The 19,533-nt window shown below is 66.6% G+C and carries 18 protein-coding genes; 6 read left to right on the top strand and 12 right to left on the bottom strand.

Annotation, left to right across the window (positions count from 1 at the left end):
* The first annotated feature begins 133 nt into the window (after positions 1-133).
* The 4 genes from VH569_RS13670 to VH569_RS13655 all read left to right on the top strand — a co-directional run bounded on the left by VH569_RS13670 (position 134) and on the right by VH569_RS13655 (position 5,195).
* Positions 134-967, top strand: coding sequence for an ABC transporter ATP-binding protein (locus VH569_RS13670; protein ID WP_423315827.1), 834 nt, complete (start codon positions 134-136; stop codon positions 965-967).
* A 67-nt stretch (positions 968-1,034) separates the two neighbouring features.
* Entirely contained in the window at positions 1,035-2,054 is a 1,020-nt protein-coding gene (locus VH569_RS13665; RefSeq protein WP_423315826.1) for an ABC transporter substrate-binding protein, read from the top strand.
* Entirely contained in the window at positions 2,054-2,797 is a 744-nt protein-coding gene (locus tag VH569_RS13660) for an ABC transporter permease (protein ID WP_423315825.1), read from the top strand. The genes VH569_RS13665 and VH569_RS13660 overlap by 1 nt, the downstream gene beginning before the upstream one ends.
* Positions 2,798-2,831: 34 nt before the next feature.
* Entirely contained in the window at positions 2,832-5,195 is a 2,364-nt protein-coding gene (locus tag VH569_RS13655) for a hypothetical protein (protein ID WP_423315824.1), read from the top strand.
* Positions 5,196-5,332: 137 nt separating this feature from the next.
* On the opposite strand, the gene VH569_RS13650 is transcribed toward VH569_RS13655, so the two are convergent.
* From VH569_RS13650 to VH569_RS13615, 8 genes are all read right to left on the bottom strand, one after another.
* Positions 5,333-5,551: a hypothetical protein gene (locus VH569_RS13650; protein WP_109051073.1), complete on the bottom strand. Its 219-nt coding sequence runs from the start codon at positions 5,549-5,551 to the stop codon at positions 5,333-5,335.
* Positions 5,552-5,743: 192 nt separating this feature from the next.
* The gene (locus tag VH569_RS13645; protein WP_423315823.1) at positions 5,744-6,448 is read right to left on the bottom strand and encodes a hypothetical protein; all 705 of its coding nucleotides are present in this window, start codon (positions 6,446-6,448) and stop codon (positions 5,744-5,746) included.
* A 211-nt stretch (positions 6,449-6,659) separates the two neighbouring features.
* Complete coding sequence (locus tag VH569_RS13640) at positions 6,660-7,466, bottom strand: hypothetical protein (RefSeq protein ID WP_423315822.1); 807 nt, start codon at positions 7,464-7,466, stop codon at positions 6,660-6,662.
* A gap of 26 nt (positions 7,467-7,492) precedes the next feature.
* Positions 7,493-8,734 carry an ATP-grasp domain-containing protein gene (locus VH569_RS13635; protein WP_423315821.1) on the bottom strand — a complete coding sequence of 414 codons (1,242 nt, stop codon included), beginning with the start codon at positions 8,732-8,734 and terminating at the stop codon, positions 7,493-7,495.
* Positions 8,731-9,543 (bottom strand): hypothetical protein, encoded by an 813-nt coding sequence (locus VH569_RS13630; protein ID WP_423315820.1) that lies wholly within the window; start codon positions 9,541-9,543, stop codon positions 8,731-8,733. Before VH569_RS13630 ends, VH569_RS13635 begins: the two co-directional genes overlap by 4 nt.
* 1 nt (position 9,544) lies before the next feature.
* The gene (locus tag VH569_RS13625; RefSeq protein ID WP_423315819.1) at positions 9,545-10,612 is read right to left on the bottom strand and encodes an ABC transporter substrate-binding protein; all 1,068 of its coding nucleotides are present in this window, start codon (positions 10,610-10,612) and stop codon (positions 9,545-9,547) included.
* A complete protein-coding gene (locus VH569_RS13620) occupies positions 10,609-12,609 on the bottom strand; it encodes an MFS transporter (protein WP_423315818.1) in 2,001 nt (666 codons plus the stop codon). Before VH569_RS13620 ends, VH569_RS13625 begins: the two co-directional genes overlap by 4 nt.
* Entirely contained in the window at positions 12,609-13,358 is a 750-nt protein-coding gene (locus VH569_RS13615) for a hypothetical protein (RefSeq protein ID WP_423315817.1), read from the bottom strand. The genes VH569_RS13620 and VH569_RS13615 overlap by 1 nt, the downstream gene beginning before the upstream one ends.
* Positions 13,359-13,822: 464 nt before the next feature.
* Between VH569_RS13615 and VH569_RS13610 the strand changes: the two genes are divergently transcribed.
* Both VH569_RS13610 and VH569_RS13605 read left to right on the top strand, forming a co-directional pair.
* A complete protein-coding gene (locus VH569_RS13610; RefSeq protein ID WP_423315816.1) occupies positions 13,823-14,836 on the top strand; it encodes a response regulator in 1,014 nt (337 codons plus the stop codon).
* A 131-nt stretch (positions 14,837-14,967) separates the two neighbouring features.
* On the top strand, positions 14,968-16,152 hold the full coding sequence (locus tag VH569_RS13605; protein ID WP_423315815.1) for a hypothetical protein: 1,185 nt from the start codon (positions 14,968-14,970) through the stop codon (positions 16,150-16,152).
* 91 nt (positions 16,153-16,243) lie between these two features.
* On the opposite strand, the gene VH569_RS13600 is transcribed toward VH569_RS13605, so the two are convergent.
* Genes VH569_RS13600 through tssA form a run of 4 tightly spaced genes read right to left on the bottom strand, consistent with a single transcriptional unit; the run spans position 16,244 to position 19,523 of the window.
* A complete protein-coding gene (locus tag VH569_RS13600; protein ID WP_423315814.1) occupies positions 16,244-17,197 on the bottom strand; it encodes a hypothetical protein in 954 nt (317 codons plus the stop codon).
* Between the two features lie 25 nt (positions 17,198-17,222).
* Positions 17,223-17,807 carry a TIGR00645 family protein gene (locus VH569_RS13595; protein WP_423315813.1) on the bottom strand — a complete coding sequence of 195 codons (585 nt, stop codon included), beginning with the start codon at positions 17,805-17,807 and terminating at the stop codon, positions 17,223-17,225.
* On the bottom strand, positions 17,804-18,397 hold the full coding sequence (locus tag VH569_RS13590) for a type VI secretion system tube protein Hcp (protein ID WP_376964983.1): 594 nt from the start codon (positions 18,395-18,397) through the stop codon (positions 17,804-17,806). The genes VH569_RS13595 and VH569_RS13590 overlap by 4 nt, the downstream gene beginning before the upstream one ends.
* A 7-nt stretch (positions 18,398-18,404) precedes the next feature.
* Positions 18,405-19,523 (bottom strand): type VI secretion system protein TssA, encoded by a 1,119-nt coding sequence (tssA, locus tag VH569_RS13585; protein WP_423315812.1) that lies wholly within the window; start codon positions 19,521-19,523, stop codon positions 18,405-18,407.
* Between the last annotated feature and the right edge of the window lie 10 nt (positions 19,524-19,533).

The raw sequence follows: 19,533 nt of genomic DNA, 5'->3' as shown, positions 1-19,533 counted from the left end.
GGCTCAAGCCTCCATCCCGCCACGGTGCCGGCCGCGTGAATCCCGATTCAATTCCCTAGTTGCTACGTATTTTATAATATGTATTATAATGTATTATCGAGTTGAACCGGTTGATCGGGGGGATAAGACGGACATGGACTGTGGAATTCCGGCCTGTTCCTCCAGCAGCCGCTTCGAGGCATTTTCCAATGACCGCCCCGGCGGTGCCGACTTCCACGTCGATAGCGTGGATTTCGCCTATGATGGTGCGCACCCGGTGTTCCGCTCGCTGGCACTGTCCGCCCGGCCCGGAGAGTTCGTGGCGCTGCTCGGCCCATCGGGCTGCGGCAAGACCACTTTGCTGAACCTGCTGTCCGGCTTCCTGCCGCCCGATTCCGGCCGCATCGTCATCGACGGAGAAACGGTGACGCCGGAGATGCCGGCGCTCGGCTATGTCTTCCAATCGCCGCAGTTGTTTCCCTGGCTCGACGTGCTCGACAATGTCCGGTTCGGCCTGCGGATGGCCGGCCGGCTGCCGGATGCGGAGCAGCGGGACAAGGCGCTGGCGGCGCTGGCCCTGGTCGGGCTGGAGGCCGCGGCCGGCAAGTTTCCCCACCAGCTGTCGGGCGGCATGCAGCAGCGGGTGGCCCTGGCCCGCGCGCTGGTGCTGGAGCCGCGCCTGCTGCTGATGGACGAGCCCTTCGCCGCGCTGGACGCCATCACCCGCGCCACCCTGAACGAGGAACTGCTGCGGCTGTGCGGCCGGCTCGGCCAGACGGTCCTGTTCATCACCCACGACGTGGAGGAGGCGGTGTTCCTGGCCGACCGCGTCGTGCTGCTCGACATCGCTCCGGCCGGCATCCACAGCGAACTGACCATCGACCTTCCCCGCCCGCGCCGCCTGCGCGAGACCCGGCGGCTGGAGCGCTTCACCACCCTGACCGACACGCTGCTGGAGCGGATTGCCGCCATCGTCGCCGCGGCCTGAGCCGCAGCCGGGACCAGCCCTCCCCCTTGCCAGCCCCCTGCCAGCCCCGACCAGAAGGATTTCGCGCATGAACCGGATCTTCGCCGCGGCACTGTGCGCCGCCCTGTACGGCTCCATCGCTCTGCTCGCCGGCATCGCCCCGGCCGGGGCCGCCACAACGGGCGACAGCCGGCCGCTCCGGGTCGGCTGGGTCTTCGCCATGGCCAACGCCCCGGCGCTGGTCGCCGACCGCAAGGGCTTCTATGCCGAAGAGGGGCTGACGGTGGAGGCCAAGCCCTTCGGCGACGGGCCGGTCATCCAGCAGGCGCTGGCCGCCGGCGAGCTGGACGTCGCCTATATCGGCGCGCCGCCGGTCTACCAGTGGGCGGCGCGCGGGCTGGACAGCCGGATCCTGGCCAAGGTGAATTACGGGCAGGCGGCGGTGATCGCCAACAATCCCGCCATCGCCAGGCTGTCCGACCTGCGCGGCCGCAAGGTCGCCGGGGTGGCGCGCGGCAGCGGGATGGATGTGCTGCTGCGCGGCGTCGTGCTGAAGGAGGCGGCCGGCCTTGATCCCGACCGCGACCTGTCGGTGGTCTCCATGCCAGTCGGCAACATGAATGCCGCGCTGGACAGCGGCACGGTGGACGCCGCCTTCACCTGGGAACCCTTCATCAGCCAGCAGGTGCTGCGGGGGAGCTCGCATGTGCTGTTCGACGTCAACCAGGCGCTGCCCGGCTATCCCTGGTACGTGGTGATGGCACCGAAGAAGACGCTGGCGGATAGGCCGGACGATGTGGTGAAGCTGCTGCGCGCCCATGCGAAGGCCATCGCCTGGCTATCCGACCACCCGGCCGAAGGCGACGCCCTGATCGCCGAGGCGTTCAAGCTGGAGCCGGTCAAGCGCGCCGACGGTACGGAGATCGCGCCTGCCGCCGTTGCCGCCGAGGCGCGCAAGCGGCTGGGCTGGTCGGACCGGCTGGAGGAGAGCGACCTCGCCTTCATCCAGCGGCTGATGGACACCTCGCTGGCGCTCGGCTTCATCCCGGCGCCGATGAAGGCGGCGGACATCGTCGACAGCTCCTATCTGCGCCGGGCGGGCCGCTGATGCGGACCCGGCTCTACGGCTGGGCGGCTTTTCCGGCACTGCTGCTGGTGTGGAGTGCGGCCGCCTGGAACCTGCCGCCCTATGTCCTGCCSCARCCCTGGGCGGTGGCGGCGGAGGCGSTGCGCTGGCTSGACAGCGGCCAGCTCGCCGCCCATGTCGGCRCCAGCCTGCTGCGCGAGGYCGGCGGCTTCRCCGTSGCYGTKCTGGGSGCGCTGGCGCTGGGTCTGGCCGGCGCGCTGTCGCCGGGYTTCCGCGCCTTTTCCGCSCCGCTGACCGGCCTGTTCATGGCGATCCCGCCCATCGCYTGGGCGCCGCTGTCGATGATCTTCTTCGGGCTGGGCTATGTCGCCATCACCATGGTGATCGTGGTCGCCGCCCTGTTCCCGATGGCGGTGACGGTRCAGGAGGGCTTCCTCGCCATCCGCAACGGCAACCTGCGCGCCGCCCGCGTGCTGGGCGCCCGCCGCTGGCAGCTGATCCGCCAYGTCTAYCTGCCGGCCTCGCTGCCCTTCCTGACCGCRGCSCTGCGCATCGGYTTCAGCCAGGCGTGGCGGGCGCTGGTGGCGGCCGAGATGCTGGGCGCCTCSCAGGGGATCGGCTGGATGGTGGCSATGGGCGGCCARATCGGCAACGCCACCCAGGTGCTGCTGGGCGTCGCCATCATCGGCATGACCGCCTGGATCACCGAAAGCCTCGTCTTCCGCCGCATCGARCGGCGCTACCGCCACTGGCACCTCGCCTGACCCGAWAAMYCGCAAAACCGGAGGAAACGCCGCCATGTCCGAAGCCCAGCCGCCTGTCCGCCACATCGCCCCCGTCGGGCTKTACGAGCGCAACAAGGACCGCCCCTTCCTGGGRTCGACCAGCTGTTCGCACCGCCGGCTGGTCGCYGGCGAATGGACCGAACTGCAACTGGTCTACGAGGTCGGGGCRTCGGGCCTCGCCGACGGCGCCGGCATCAAGCTGGCGATGAAGTTCTATTCGGACTGGGCGCTGTTCCAGACCAGCGACCCGCAGGCCGCCAAYTACGTCTCGGCGGAGTATGARGCGGGGCCGCTGGTGCCAGGGCARAGYCCGGCGACGATCCAGGCGCTGAAGGTGCGSTTYGACCAGAAGGGCCATGAGCGCCCYTATCAGAAGGCCATCGTCATCGACGTGATCGACGGCTATCTCAAYCCCGGCGACCGGATCSTCATCCGGCTGGGCGACCGGCGGCGCGGYGGGCCGGGCACGCGGGTGCAGAGCTTCGTCGAGCAGGGYTTCCGCTTCCGCGTCTTCATCGACCCGCTCGGCAGCCAGAARTATGCCGAGGTGCCGGGCGACTGCGTGATCGACATCGTYCCCGGCGATCCTGCCGCCCTGCGTCTGGYGRCGCCGCGCCTGACSGCRCCCGGYCCGGCCAGCCTGCTGCTGCGCGCCGAGGATGTCTGGGGCAACTGCTGCACCGGSGGCSCCRTCGATGCCRCCCTGACSCTGRCGGGMCCGCRGGGTGAGACCACGCAGCAACTGACGCTCTCGYCCAACCCSGAYGCYTAYGGCTGGCTGGTCCATCGCCAGGASGYKRCGYTGTCRSARGGCGASTGGCGCATYRCCGCCRCSGCCGACGGGCTGGTCCCGGCSGARGCCTTCGTCACCGTCGARGAGAAYGCRCCGCGYGCCTACTAYGCCGAYCTGCATGTCCATTCCAACGACACGGTCGGCACCAACGACACCGCCTACAACCTGTCCTACGGCCGCGACATCGCCGGGCTGGAYGTGCTGGGCTACACCGCCAAYGACTTCAACGTCACCGAAAAGGCCTGGAGCGAGGCGGTCGGGCTGATYGAYSGCTTCAACGARGCCGGMCGCTTCGTYTGCTAYCCCGGAACCGAATGGTGCGGCAACTCGGCGGCSGGCGGCGACCACAATGTSGTSTTCCTGCGCGACGGCGTGCCGCAATTCCCCAYCGACAGCCGGGGRCAGCCSGTYCGCTCCTTCGAATGGAACGAGTCSACSCGCGGCAAGCTGCGCCCCGGYGCCTGGCCGCTCGACGAYCTCTATGCCGCCTATCAGGACGACCCKGAAGGCCATCTGCTGATCCCGCATGTCGGCGGMCGGCGCTGCAATCTCGACTGGCACCATCCSGARCTGGARCGGCTGATCGAGATCGGCTCMGCCTGGGGCCAGTTCCACTGGGTCTATGCCGAGGCGCTGGCCCGCGGCTACCGGCTCGGCGCCTCGGCCAGCAGCGACGAGCACCAGGGCCGCTGCGGCGGYGGCGCACCGGCCACCGCGGTGTTCGGTGCGCGCGGCGGGCTGACCGGCGTGCTGGCCGACCGGCTCGACCGCGCCACCATCGGCCGGGCGCTGCGCTCGCGCCGCACCTTCGCCACCACCGGGGAGCGCAGCTTCGCCAGCCTGCGGCTGGGCGAGCGCTGGATGGGCGACGTGGTGACTGCGTCTGACGGCGACGGGCTCGACTACCGCCTGCTGGGGGATCGCGGCTGGGAAAGCCTGCGGCTCTACGACGGCGAGACGCTGCTGTGGGAGCGCGACCTGCACCGCGAACTCGGGCTGTCGGAGCGGCGGATCCGGCTGCGGCTGGGAGGCGCCCGCATCAAGGACCGCTATCGCGGCGCCTATTGGAGCGGCGGCATCACCGTCACCGGGGCGGCGGTGCAGCGGGTCGAGCCCTTCGGCTTCGACCATCCCGAACAGGGCTGCTGGCGGCAGGACGCCACCACGGTGGCTCTGCGCACCGTCACCCATGGCGACACCGACGGGGTGGAACTGACTCTGTCTCGGCTGGCCGGCACGCGCATCCGGGTGCATCTCGACATCGGCACCTATGTGAAGGTCGGCAACCCGCTGACCCCGCCGCCCAACCCGCATGCGCCGGAGGCCGTACTGGAGATCGACGGCGATGCGCTGCTGGATGCCGCCCGCTCGCCGACCGGAGCCCTCAGCCGCCTGCTGCCCGGCACGGAACTGGAGGTGACGGTGGAGCGTGTCACCGAGGCGCCGCTGCCCCGCGACCTCGCCGGCCGCATCCCGCTGGCCGGACTGGATCTGGCGGCAGGCCGCGAGCACCCGTTGTTCCTCACCGGACGCCAGCGCGACCAGTCACGGGTGTGGACCTCGGCGCTGTTCCTGACGGTGTGAAACGGGTAATGCCGCTCCGGCGGAAACCGACGTGAAGGAAGCCGTCGTCGCCGGTCAGAGGGCCGACGACGACGGCGCCCGCATTTGCATCGTGTCGGCACCGGCGTCCTCAGCCCGCCTCTCAGCCCGACTGCGGATCACTGCTTCCGGGTTTGCCGGGAACAGTCCGGCCAGGGACAGGCGCAGGCGGGAAACCGGCAGTCGTCGCCGTTCACATCGCATGCCTGGACAGCGATCTTGTAGCGCAGGCCGAACTCGTCGTCCGCGGTGATCAGCCCACAGGCAGCGTGTGCTTCCAAGTCGACGCGTGCCGCCTGGAGGCAAACGCGCGCGATCTGCTTCGGATCCTTCATCATGGCACTCGCCTCGGTGTCATTCCCGGAGATGGAACGCACAAACGCGGCATCCGGACCCTGACGCTTCCGAATGCCTACTTCCGGGACAGGTGACACTTAACGACGAGTATGCCGCTCAACGCGGCAATGCGCACCTCCAATATCCAGCGGGCATCCTATGGCGGGAGACCGATGCGACCGCTGCCAACGGCGCTATGCCGTCCCATCGGCCACTGCCGCACCCAGCCTTGCAACCGTATCGCCCAAATTCACAGCGACTTCCATCTCCACCTTGTCCCAGGGCATCGCCTTCCATTTGCCGTCCTGCGCACATTTGTCGCAGAGCTTCCGGGTCGTCGAGGACATGTTGACCTCTTTTTGCGAACCCACCCGGATGTAGAGTTCATAGGCCTTCTGGGCGTTCGCCTCCGATTGCACCTTCTTGTTCTGGATCAGTCCGAAAAGCTCGACATTCTCGGTCGAGTATTCCTTCTTGGCCTGCTTCAGCAAAAGCTTGTACCAGTATGGCGATTTGAAGAAGTTGTCGAGCTTGTCCGGCCAGCTTCCGAACCGTTCCAGGTCCATGAAGACATTGGCGGTGATTTTGTTGAGCGACGCGACCATCGCGGCGCAGGCGTCGGCATACACGCTGTCCCCATCCTGCCGCGCCGCTTTGCCGGCGGAGTCCAGCGTCGGGATGTAGTCCGAGGCGGCAGACTGGAAGGCGCGTGCGTACTTCTCCGCCTCCTTGATGGTCTTGGCCGCATCGTACGCCTTCAAAGACTTCTCAAATCCGGTGGAACTGATTTTGGCGAAAATCTTCCCGAAGCGGCTCTTCGGATCGGGCTTTTTCTTACCGGTGTCGGCCTCGAACTTGGCTTTGGCCTTCTTCCAGGACTCCAGATATTTTTTTGCCATCGCTTGCTCTTATATTTTACGATCGTTGTTCGTTAAATCTTCGCCCTTCTATGGGCCGCGGCTGCCGTTCCATCAAGGACGCCTTTCCGTCCCACACGGTATTTCCGTCCGGTGACCGGCATCCATCGGACCGGGCGGGCGTCTTGCCCGCCCTGCTCCGACCTGCGCAGGCACCATCCGCCGTCGAACCGATGGCGGATCGGGCGGCCGATCAGGCGCTCGTGCGCGAGTTGACGAGCTGGACGACGCCTTTGCAGGCTGCCGAAAACTCCTTCATATGGTCGAGGATCACCTTCGGCGTGGCATCCGCCGGCACCTTGACCGGCTCGTTGGCGTTGCTCTGGTTCGCCCAGGGATCCAGCTTCTTCTTGAAGAAGTCGGGATCGGCCAGCAGGCCTTCGATCTTGCGCGCGAACACCAGCTGCATGGTGATGTCGCGGGCCAGCGTCGGGAACAGCTCGTTGTAGGTTTCCGCCGTCGGCTTGGCCTTGACCTTGGCAACGCCGGCCGCGGCACGGGCCAGCGCGCCGTTGATGTTCTTTTCCCAGTTCTTGAGCATCTTCTGCTCGACGGACAGATCCTTCTCCGCCTCGTTGAACTTCTGAGTGTACATCGCCACCGCGGACTCGATGGTGGCTTCCAGCGCCGCAAGCTCCTTGACCAGGAACTTCAACGCCTTCTCGTAGTTCGTCTTGAAATCCTTTTCCGTGCGCTTGTCGAACTCGGCGTAGATTTCCTTTTGAAGAACTTCAAGATAGCCCTTCTTGGCCTTGGAAAAATCCTTCGACGCGGCCAGGAACGCGGCGACGACCTTCTTGCCTTCCTTGATGTCGGTCGAGTTGGCGGTGTCGCAGGCGGTGAGCGCCTTCTCACACTTCTTCAGCGAACCGGACAGGCCGGTGTGGCTGCCGAAGGCATTGAAAATGCCTTTGCTCTCCTTCGGCTTATGCTTGCCGGTGAGAGCCTCGAACTCCTTCTTGGCCTTGTCCCACTGCTGATCGTACGGAGTGTGCGCCATCTATTCCTCCTTGCGGGTCGATTGCTTCAGGGGGTTACCACCGGTTGCAGACTCTCTTCCATTTCACGGATCGCCGCCCAATCGCGTTCGAACACCGCCCGGTCGACATGGGAGAGATAAACTTTCGCCAGCACTTGTGTCAGGTCGAGCGTCGGGACGATCCGGGCACCGATGCGCGGCACGATGCCGTAGCCGCGGACGCTCTCGAACCGGTCAAGCACGCCGAGGTCGGGGAGCGCCTCCACACGGCCGGAGACCAGCACCGGCAGGTAGAGCACCATGGCGTCGGCCAGGAAGCGGTAATGCCCATCGGCACCACCGGGGCAGACCCCGCTGTCGAAGGCCTCGACCAGCAGGTCCACCTGATCGTGGCCGGTGCCGTGACCTATCGCCGTTGTCGAGCCCGCCGGTCCCATCGCCCGGGCGGCGATCTCCACCAGCGCCGGCCCGCGGGAGGTCAGCCGCACTTCGGCATGGGCGGCGCCGTCGGTGATCTCCAGCGCGTCGAGCGTGCGCCGGATGTAGGACATGAGCTGGACGGACCGCTCGTCGTCCGGCGGCAGCAGGCGGTAATAGTCGTAAACGAAGGGCGAGCCGTTCAGCGCGCGCTTGGCCGATTGCAGCACGTCGCAGACATAGTGGCGGCCATTGCGGCTCACCGTGTTGACCACATATTCGGTGCCGTCGAGATAGGTCTGCACCAGCGCCCGCCGGTTCGGCGTGCCGCAGAAATTGCGGCTGGAGAGGATCGACTCCACGGCCTCGCGCAGCGCCGGAGCGCCGTCGCAGAAATAGACATGGTCGGTGGAGGCGCTGTCGAGCGGCTTGGCGACCACCGGCCAACCGGCGCCCGCCGCCCATTCCACCGCCTCAACGCCCGACTCCACCATGGTCTGCCGGGCCGTCAGCAGGCCGGCGGCACCCAGCCGCTCGATCATCATGTATTTGTTGCGACGCGCCGCCGTCAGCTTGGGCGTGTTGCCCGGCGTGCCCAGCGCCGCGCCAAGCGCGTCGGCCAGTTCCACGGCGGACTCGTTGCCGGGCAGCACGAAGGAGGGGCTGTGCGTGCGCATCCGCTCGGCCAGGGCCGGGAGGTCGCCGTCGAACAGGACCAGCTCGTCGAAATCGCCGGGAACGTAGCTGAGAAGCAGCGAGGGCGCGAGATCGGGACTGCTCTGCACCGCGATGACGCGGTAACCGCGCGCACGCAGCCGCGGAGCGAGCAGATGCCCGGTCGAGTAGGGGTCGACGACGATCGCTGTCTTCATGGGATGGCCTCCAGTTCGGCAGGAGCGGCCGCCCGGCAGTCGGTGGCAGCCTGGGCGGCGGCAGCCGGGCGGGCGTAGATCATGAAGGGCTCGTCGCCGCAGAAGGTGACGGTGCGCCCGACCAGCCCCGCCTCGAAGGCGGCGTTCTGCGCCGCATGGTCCGCGACGCGCAGAGCGCGGTCGGTTCCGGGCTCGAAGGCCGGCGGCGGTGCCTGCATGTCGCGGTGCAGCAGGTAGCGCAGCCGGCCGCTGTGCATCACCAGGATGCGGCGGGCGGTGAAGCCGGACGCCAGCATGTTGGAGAGGCTGACCGGGTTGGACAGCGCCACCCGGCTCAGCAGGTGCGGCCGGCCGGCTCCCAGGGCGTACAGCGTGCGCATGGTCACCAGAAGGCGCTGGAGCCCGTTGCCCCGAAAGTCGGTATGCACCATGCAGCTCGACATGTGGGCAGTGGCCGTCACATCGGGGCCTCCACCCGGCAGGTCATCGGCGAAGGCCGGCATCCCCGGTTGCGGCAGGCCGAGAACGGCGCAGCCGATGAGGCGGTCGCCGCCCGGCACGCCCTGCGTCTCCAGGCCGAGCGTGACGCCGCGCTCGGCCATATGCAGGCCGGAGAATTCCGGCGTTTCCGGGAAATAGGCGTCGATGTCCGGAAGGCTGCCGAAGATGAAGGCGCGGAACTCCTCCAGCGCCGGAAGATCGTCGGCGTCGAGGAAACGCACGCGGTAGGGAATGCCGGAAGGCTGTCCGTTGCACAGGCTCAGAGTGCCTTGGTGGAGACTCTGTAACGGAGAGGACACGACCGGCATGTCAGGCATCCTTGACGATTTCGGCGATGTTGAGCAGGCGCATCGGCGGGTAAAGGTCGAGGCGCTTGGCGGTGTTGATGCGCAGCAGCAGGGAGAAGCGGTTCAGCGTTTCCACCGGTATGGCGGCGGCCGGCTTGGCTCCGTTCAGGATGTCGTAGGCCTTTAGCCCGGCGAACCGGCCGACGTTGACCGCCGGGCTCACCAAGCCCATCAGCAGACCGGAGCGGCGGATCGGCAGTTCGGTGGAACAGAAGGTGGCGACATTGTTGGCCAGAGCCGCGTCGGCCACCGCTTGGCTGTTGTTCGACGCCACCAGCGTGTCCGGACCGATGTAGATCAGTTCCGCCCCGGCCCGCGCCACGTCCCGGATCAGGTCGGGAATGGCGTCGGGATTGGGCCTGCCGGCTCCATCGCGCGGAACCGCGCCGTCGATGATCTCCACGCCCTGGCGGGCCGCCTCCTCCTTCAGGTCGCGGACGGCGACGACCATGTTCTCTTCGGCCGGGTTATAGACCGCCGCGATCTTCTTCCAGCGCCGGTAGGCCAGCATCGTCTTCAACTGGACCGCCACCGGAGCGATGTGGCGGGTGCCGGTCACCGCCCGGCCCGGCTGCTCCAGCGAGCGGACGATGCGCGAGGCGACCGGGTCGGTGACGGAGGTGAAGACCACCGGCACATCGGTCAGGAACTTCGACGGATCGGGATCGTCGTAGCGGCCGACGGTCGCCAGCGTCAGCGGCGTGAACACGGTGAGCACGAGGTCGGGACGGGCGGCGCGGATGTCCGGCAGCATGCCGGCCACCGCGGACGCCTGCTGCACCTCGCGCACGTCGATCTTCGCCTGCATGCCCATGGATTCGAGCAGATCGCGGAACCCGAGCACGTCGCCGACATCCTTGCGCGGCGTCAGCACGATGATGTTGGCCGGCCGGTTGCTGCGCCCGGCCGTGGCCGGATTGGGCGTCGGGGCTCCCGCCAAGGTTCCCGTTGCGGCGGCCGCGGCCGGGACGGATGCCAGGAGCGCGCCGGCGGAGCCGAGGAGCAGCGAGCGTCGGGTCACGGAGGTCATGCCGGGTCCTTCTGGGGGAGGTCAGCGGAGGGCCGTCCGCCGGTGGCGGCCAGCAGGAGAAGCTGGGCGGCGACACAGGCGGCCAGCACGATGCCGATGCCCTTCATGGCGCCGTGGTAGCCGTAATAGGCGAGGAACAGGCCGGCCAGGAACGGCGCGATCACCGACCCCATGCGCTCGATCAGCCGGAACATGCCGATCACCGTGGTCTCGCCGAGCGTGGACCGCTCACGCACGCAGGATTCCGCCAGAAGCGCCATCTGCGGGGTGTTGACCAGCGCATGGGCGAAGCCGAGCAGGGCGACGCCGGTGATGGTCATCGGCAGCGTGCCGGAATTGGCCAGCACATAGGCGGCCCCCGCGGCGATCACGCCGCCGATCGCCAGGAACGGGGTTCTCCGCCCCGAACGGTCGGACAGGTGCGCCACCAGCGGCGACGCCACGATCATCATCAGCCAATAGAGAAGAAGCACGCGGCCGATCCACGACTGGCTGACGCCGCTGTCGTCCAGCGCCAGCGGCAGCAGGAAGAACAGCAGGGCGGTCAAGCCGAACTTGGCCGGCACGGCGCTGAACAGGGTCACCGCCACGAAGCGCGGATTGGTCAGGCAAACGCCGACGTCGCGCAGCCTCAGCCCACGGGTCTTGGCCTTGCCGCTGTCGACATGCCTGGGCAGCAGGTGCCACGCCATCAAGGCCGCCGCCAGGGCCAGCGTCGCCGAGACGATGAAGGTCATGCGGAAGCCGATCTGGTCGGCGACGACACCGCCGATGGCCGGACCGCAGACGCCGGCCGTCAAGATGCCGCCGGCATAGAGCGCGATGGCGCCGGCACGCCGGCGCGGGTCGGTGGCATCGATGACGAAGCCCTGCGCGGCGATGAAGACGCTGGCGTAGCCGACCGCGGTCAGGCAGCGGGCGACGATGAGCTGGATGAGATCAGTCGCCAGCCCGGAGCCCAGCAGCCCAAGCGCGGAGAACACCGCGCCGGCAAGGAAAACGGTGCGGCGGCCCCGGCGCTCCGACACGTTGCCGGCAATCGGCTGGGCGACGGCCCAGAGCAGCATGAACAGCGCGATGGGCGCGCCGATCACCAGCTCCTTGCTCAGGCCGGGCACCGGCTCGAAGAGATCCTTGATATAGACGGACAGGAAGGTGCGGGTCAGTTCCTCCGCCAGGGCGAAGACGAAGATGGCGAAACGCAGCTCGCTGATCCTCTGCATCGTCACGATGCGGTCGCCAGCGGCGGGGGCCTCGGCCACATTAGCACCCTGCTGCTGCGGGGCGGCCCCATCCGCATCGCGCATGACATCGAGCGCGCGGTCGATGGCGCGGCCGAGATGACCCACCTCGTCGCGCCCGCGCAGCCCGGTCCGCAGGGTCAGCCTGCCCTCGGCCCCCTCCTTGAGAACGTCGCCCACCCGCTGAAGCGGTGCCGTCACCGAACTGCCGACCACCAGCAGCAGGATTTCGATGTTCAGAAGGATGGCGACGATCAGCACCGACCCGAGATCGAAGACGATGTCGTTGAGCGCCGCTTCGACCGAACCGGCCGGGACGCCGACATGCAGCAGCGCCGGCACGCCGCCGCCGACGGTCAAGGCGGCATCGATGTAACGCCCGGCCACCGCGCCGTCGGCGTCGCGCGCCGCCAGCACGTCGCCGGCACGCGCATCCGGGGCGCCGGCGAACGCGGCGATCCGGTCGCCGACCATCAGCGCGATGTAGTTGACGTCCGGATTGACCGCGAGGGCGTCGGCGAGGATTTCGTCGACCCCGTTGAGCTTCTCGACCTCGAAGCCCAGCGACACCGCCCGGTCGATCTGCGCGACGATGTAGCTGCCGACGACCTCCGCCTTGCGCGCCAGTTCCGGCTCCGCCTGGGGACGGAAGAGCGTGTTGAAATGGGAGGTCTGGACGACGAGGCTGACCAGCATGAGAACCGACACGAGGCCGGTGAGCAGCCAGTTCAGCCGCTTGATGAAGGTGAGTTCCATCACGCGACCTCCACCGGCGCCACCTTGCGCTCGTCCATGCCCTGCCGGCGGCGCGCGGACACCCGGTCCACGAAACCGGCAAGTCCCGGAGCGAACGCCGCGATCTCCGGCGGAACGACCGGCCGCCCGCCGTCGGTCGCGGCCTCGACAATGACCGCCGCCTCCCGCAGGGACCGCTGAAGGCGCCGCATCACCAGCCAGACGACGATCAGGCTGATGACGTAGCAGGTGGCGAGGTTGATCGCGCCGGAGATCGCCAGTTCCGGAATCGTGCCGCGGATGCCCGCGCGCAAGGCGTCGAGGGAATAGGTCAGCGCGACGCCGCCGGCCACGCCGCCATAGGCGTTGCCGATGCTGAGCAGCAGCACCTGCGAGCCGCCGTCGATGATCTTCGCCCCCCGGTCGGTTTTGCCGTCGCGGTGGAAGGCCGCGAGCCAGCTGTCGGGCAGCGTGCCCCGGACCGCACTGCCGCCGGCCGCGCCCAGCACCTCGCCCCGGTCGTTGAACAGCATCAGCCCGGTGATCTGGAGGTCACGCACCAGGGCGCGCTGGATCATCTCGTCGAGGTTGCGCAACGCATTCAGCGCCACGCCGAGGCTCACCGCACCTTCGACCTCGCTCGACAACCCATGGGCAACGACCCGGAAGCGCGAGGCCACCGTCTCCTCCACCATGCGCTCCATTTTGAGATACGAGAGCACCGCGGTGGAGGCGAGCGCGAAGCAAAGCGCCACCTGAAGCAGGAGCATGATCTTAGTCGACAGGGTCAATCGCATTGTCGGTCGGTCGCTTGGCTGATCGCAGATTTGTCTGCTCGGCTTTGCTGCCGGGCCTGGAACTCGGGTTCAGCCGAACCTTAACGCAAATTCACCGACCCAGAGGACGAGACGGGTCCAGAGTGGACGCGTCCGGCGTGCACAGGACGGAGCGGGCATCCATTTCGTGCGCTTACGACTTAAGTAATATTACCACAATCTGAGCGATAGCTTCGCTTCCTTCAAGAACAATCTAATATTTCTAAGCTGTAACATGACAATTGCGGGGTAATTGCGTCAACCCTCCGAATAAGCACGAGTCGTGTCACAGCATTGTTTCCGCAAATTTGGGAGATCACGGAAGTTTATGCCCATCCGTGCTACATCGCTTCTTTTCATACCGCCGCCCGTTGTGGTACCTACTATGGGCATAGCTACATCGCAACCCAGAGGGTAGGATGATGCGGATCGAAATCGAGCGACCGTTGACGTGGCCGATCCGACCGGTGGAGACCAGCACGGAGCTTGTTGCGCCGGGTCCTTCCATATTGGTGGTCGGGCAAAACCTCCCCGCGGCCGACCGCGTGCGTGAGAGTTTCCTGCGCAACGGCCACCGCATCCAGGTGACCAGCGACATCGTCCAGGCGCTCGACACGCTGGAGGCCGACTCCTCCATCGGTGTCGTCGTCGTCCAGATGGTGATGCCGCATTTCGACGGGCTGGCGCTGGTCGAGCGCATGCAGTCCTCCATCGGCAGCCGTTCCGTCCAGTTCATCATCCTGGCGTCCGGCGCCCAGGTCGGTGACGTGGTGCGGGCGATGCACCTCAAGGTGGCCGACTTCGTCGACGATCCGGAGGATTTCGGCCGGCTGCACGGCGCCCTGGTGCGGGCGCTGTCCGTGAGCCAGACCACGCGCGAAGCCCCGCCCCACGACGCCGCGCTCGACGAGGCCTACCGGCACGGCTTGGCGATGATCGCCGCCGTGAAGGCCCTGCGCGAACGCCAGAATTCGGCCACCCCGCACGCCTTCGCCGGAACGGCGGCGCCGTCCGCGCCGACGATCAGCGTCGTCCCCATGACCAAGGCGAAGAAGCCCGTTCCGATCCGCCCCGAATCGGATCATGAGCGGTTGCGCGCGCTTCGTGCGCTCCAGCAGTGGCAGGCGTCCCGCGACAAATTCTTCCCGAAGGATCTGTTCGAGGATCCCTGCTGGGCCATGCTGCTGGATCTGATGACCAACCACCTGCTGGGCAAGCGGATTTCGGTATCCTCGCTGTGCATGGCCTCCGGCGTTGCGCAGACGACCGCCTTGCGCCGCATCTCCAACCTCAAGGGCTGCGGCCTGATCCGCCGGGTGGCGGACGATCAGGACGGCCGGCGGGTCTTCGTCGAACTGACCGAAGAGGGGATCGCCGCCATGTCCCGCTACATCGAGCACATCCAGTCCATCAATCCGCCTCCGTTCAATTGACGGCCTGACGGACCCTTTGGCGGTCCGCAAACCGCACCAATGAGGACTGTTTGGGCATCGACAACCGCGATGCAAACCCGCGACACTCGGAAAGGCCGGACAATCTTGAAGCGCGTGGCCGCGGGGGCTGAATGAGCGATCGGAAATTCAAGGAGTTGATCGTGCTGTCCTCGGCCGATCAGGCCGGCGACCTTGGCCGCAAGCTCCCCGACCAAGTCCCAACCTCCCGCGAAGAGACGGACCGCCAGAAGATGGCCGAGCGCCTGCGGGCGCAGGGCTGGAGCTATCGGCGGATTTCCGAGGAGTTGCAGGTCTCCTACATCCTGGTGGCGCGCTGGCTCGGCGACGGCCCGGCGCAGCAGGCGGCCAGGGTCGCTTCTGTTTCAAAATCGACATCCACCCCGGCGGAAACGCCCGCACCGGCCCCCAAGGGGAAGGCCGCCAAGGCCGCCGCCGCCCGGGCCGCCGCTGTGGACGACGACCGGGATGTCCTCGCCCTTCAGTTCCAGGCGTTCGAGCAGTATGTCCGCGAGGTCATCGCCACGCTCGACGAGCGTCACGAGACGATGATCGACCGCCAGGACGAACTGATCCGCGCCCTCGACGAGGAGCGCGCCAAGGCGCGTGCCCGCGAGGAGGAGTTGCTGGGGGCGCTCGAGGCCGAGCGTGCGCGCTGGTCCGAGGCGGAGGAGCGCTTCCGCGCCGAGTTGGAGCAATTCAAAGAGGAAATGCGGGCTTCGGGCGGGTCGTCGGCCACCGATGACGACGAGGCCGCGTCGGACGAAAACCCGTTCAGCTTCGGCGATGACGACGAGGAGGGGGGCAGTTCCGATCCCTTCAGCTTCGGCGACGACGAAAGCGGAAAAGATCCGTTCAGCTTCGGCGACGATGACGATGCTGAAACAGCTGCGGAGGATCCGTTCGGTTCCAGCAGCGACACGGAAACGGAAAGCGGCAAGGATCCCTTCAGCTTCGACGAGGAAGAGAAGGAAAAGGAGCCCGGCGAAGAGGATCCCTTCGGTTCCGACGATCCGTTCGCTGCCTTCGACACCGACGAGGATACGTCCGAAACGGAGCAAAGCACGGCCGGGGCTGCGGACGATCCGGAGGACGTGACAGCCGGGAGTGAGACGGCTGAAGACGAGGACCCGTTCAAGGCCTTCGAGGACGAAGCCGAAGCCGACGACACCCCGACGGTCAGCGCCGACGCCTTCTCCTTCGACGAGGAGCCCGAAGCCAAGGAACCGGAGCCCGAGCCGGAACCCGAACCCGAGCCGCCGAAGAAGCGCAAGGGACTGCTGTTCTGGCGGCGTTGATACTGAGACTTTAATACTGGCGGCGTCGATGGAGGGAGGTCCGCCGCATTGCGGCCTCCCCGTCCGCCGCCCGCCTTGAGCGGCGGGGGCCTTAGCCCACCGTGATCCAGGCGCAGAGAAGGACGTAGGCGATCGGGAAGACGATGACCGAGATGCGGTCGAGCCTGACAGCCTTCGCCGCGTCCCGTTCGTAGATCATCAGCGACACCGAACTCTGCAGCAGGCTGAGGAAGATCAGCCCCATCGACGCCATGTTGATCTTGTCGGACAGGGTGAAGCCCGTGCTGTGCGGAAGCTCGCCGGCGACGATGAAGTAGCTGGCCACCACCGCGAACAGCGCACCGATGCCGAGACCGAAGCGGGGGTCGAGATCGACCGGCTTGACCAGGAAGGCCAGGAAGGCGACCAGGCACGAAATGAAGATGGTCGAGAAGGTCTTGAAATAATAGACCGTGTTCGGCCTGTCGATCTGCACCTCCTGCACGAAGCGCGAGAAGCGCGACTCGTGCGCCTTCGGCAGGGAAATGTCGCCGTAGTTGGTGCGGTACGTCTTCTCCGTGATGCCGGCCGAGGTCTTCGTCACGTTGTAGCCGGCAATGTCGATGTCGGGATTGACCTCGGTGTTCTCGGTGTCGGCGACATAGACCAGGTTTTCGACGGTGCGGTCGTTATCCTCGATCTCGATGCGGATCGATTGCTTGTCCAGCGGGAAACGGCTGATGTCCCACGGCTGGTTGAGCACGGCATGGATCCGGGCCGAGATGTAATTCTGGTCCTTGATCTTGCGCAGCGGTGTCGGCTCCTTCGAGCTGATGGTGCCGTTCATCACCTCGAAGGAGTCGAGCGGATTGATGTCGTCGGCATCCCAGCGGAACCAGACATAGAAATCAACGGTCACCTGCTTTTCCTTCAGGTTCAGTCCGGTGATCTGGTTGATGTAAGTCCCCACGACAACCTTCTGCGGCTCGGCACGCGCTTCGTCCGCCACCATGACGAACAGACCCGTGAACAGCAGAAGCGCGAACGCCAGCAGACTCCTAAACATCGCAAGTCCCCCCTTTCCGGCCCGATCAATGCTCGAGCGCGTGGCTCTTCTTCACCATGTAATCCATCAAGGCGAGCAGCAGGCCTGAGACCACGAAGGTGCAGTGGATGGCCACCAGCCACATCAGGTCGCGGTCGGACACCGTCCCGACATGCATGAAGGTCTTCAGCACCTGGATCGACGAGATCGCCACGATGGAGGCGATCAGCTTCACCTTCAGGGCACTGAAATCGAGCTTCCCCATCCATTCCGGACGGTCCGAATGGCCGGCCACGTCGATCTTGGACACGAAGTTCTCGTAGCCGCTGAAGATCACCATCAGCACGAGGTTGCCGACCATGGTCAGGTCGACCAGCGCCAGGACGACCAGGATGACCTCGGACTCGTTGCCGCCGGCCAGCTTTGGGAATGCGTGAATGAATTCGACCGCGAAGCACCAGCCGATCATGCCGAGTGCACCGACCAGCCCGAGATACAGCGGCGCCAGCAGCCAGCGGCTCTGGAACATCGCCTGTTCGAGCAGATGTTCGACCTGCTTGGCCGGTCCGCGGGGGGCCTGGATGGGGGTGCCGGCCGGGAGGTCCGCCGGAATAATATGAGCGTGTGTCATTCTTTCTTTGCCACCTTGATTTCAGCCGGAACGTTCTGCGGCTGGCCGTTCTTGTAATGGACGTAAGTCATGTTGAGTTTGGTGAAGGACAGCGAGATCGACTCGTCGCCGCTGTTGTCGCCGCTGCCATTGGCGGAGACGGTGTAGGACGTGACGTGGACATCGGTCAGCACGATGGTCATGAACTTGTCGAAGCTGATCTTGCCGCCGTCGATGTCCGACTGGCTGGCCGACACCTGCGTGTCCATCGGCCGCAGGAAGTAGATCGTGGCCTCGGCACCCGGCACGGGGTCGGCGAACGCCGCCTTCAGCAGCAGCGGCGAGGCCATGTCGATGGATTTGCTGAGGTCGATGCTGTCGATGCCGACGGTGCGCCGCTTCGCCTGCGGCTTCACATTGCTGTAATTGTCATGCATCGCCGCGATGCCGTAGACGTCGTAGTCGTCGTCCTCGACCGCCGAGCCGTATTCCAGGGAACCGGCGTCGTTGGAGCCGGTCTTCATGTCGAACTTCGAGCAGAAAATCAGGTTGCTGTAGCCCTGGAGCAGCGAATCGCCGGCAATGCCGGGATATTTGAGAAGAATGCGCATCGCGGGGTCACTCGTCCTTCAAGCGCAGCACGGAGAACATCCGCCCGACCTCGCCGCGGTCGCCGAGCAGGTCCGCATAGAGTTCCGGCAACGAGAGCTGACCCCAGGAGGCCGCGCGGCGCACCAGATAGGAGGTCGGGCTGTGCGGCTCCTCCTTTTCCAGATAGTCGGCGATCTGCCGGAGCATCCCGTAGGCCTCCTCCCGATTGCGCGGCCCGCCGGTCCAGCCGGCACCGGCCGGACGGGCCGCGGCATCGGGGCCTGCGTCGGCATCGCCGGTCGCAGCGTCTTCGGGTGCTGCCACGGGTGCCACCGGTTCGAGAGCGACACCGCGTTTGCGCAAGACATCCTCCTGGAACCGGCACAGCTCCTCGACCGTGCGCTTCATGCGGGAGAGAGCGGGAGCGTTGCGGCCGGCGAGCCGGTCCAGCACCGTGCCCAGCCCATGCGCCGCCGCCTCTGCCGCTTTCAGGCTTTCACGCTGGGCGACGTAGAACTCCGAAGGCGTCTTCTCGACATCCTTGACGATGCGCTCCACCGGCACCTCGCCTTCGGCGATGGCGGCCTTGTAGGCGCGGGCATCGCGGCCGGCCAGCTTGCGCAGGCGCTGGGCATTCTGCCAGTCCTGAAGCCGGAGTCCCGACTTGGCGCCCTGTTCCGGCAGCGCGATGGGCATCGCCAGCAGATCGCGGGCCAGCCGTTCATCCAGCCACGACAGGGGCGCGAAGCGCGCCTCCATATCGCCGTCCTCGTCGATGCGCGGGTAGAGCCCGTCCCAGAATGTTTCGGCAAGGCCAGCGAGCATCGACAGGCCCGGCGCAATGGCGGACGGCCCATGCTGCTGCACCAGCGCCTGGACCAGCCAGACGGCGATCTGGAGATCCTTCGAGCGGGTCGCCAGCAGATCGGTGGCGCCGGCCGCGACGCCCTTCCAGTCGGCCCGCTTGACGTCGTCGGTCTGCCAGATCCCCTTGTCGGTGTCGTCGTCCATGCGCCGGGCCTCGACCAGCGCGTCGAACTCGGGCTCGTAACGGATGTCCTCGCCGGCCGGGAGATCTCCCGGGATCGGCATGAGAATCCGTTCGACGTCGATGAGAGGGCGTTCGGCGGTCTGCGTGTCGGTCATGGCGTTGACT

The organism is Azospirillum sp. 11R-A, assembly GCF_049472615.1.
GTDB classification, from domain to species: Bacteria; Pseudomonadota; Alphaproteobacteria; order Azospirillales; family Azospirillaceae; genus Azospirillum; species Azospirillum palustre.
Note: the sequence above shows the minus strand (reverse complement) of the source record. Positions and strands in the feature narration are given on the sequence as shown.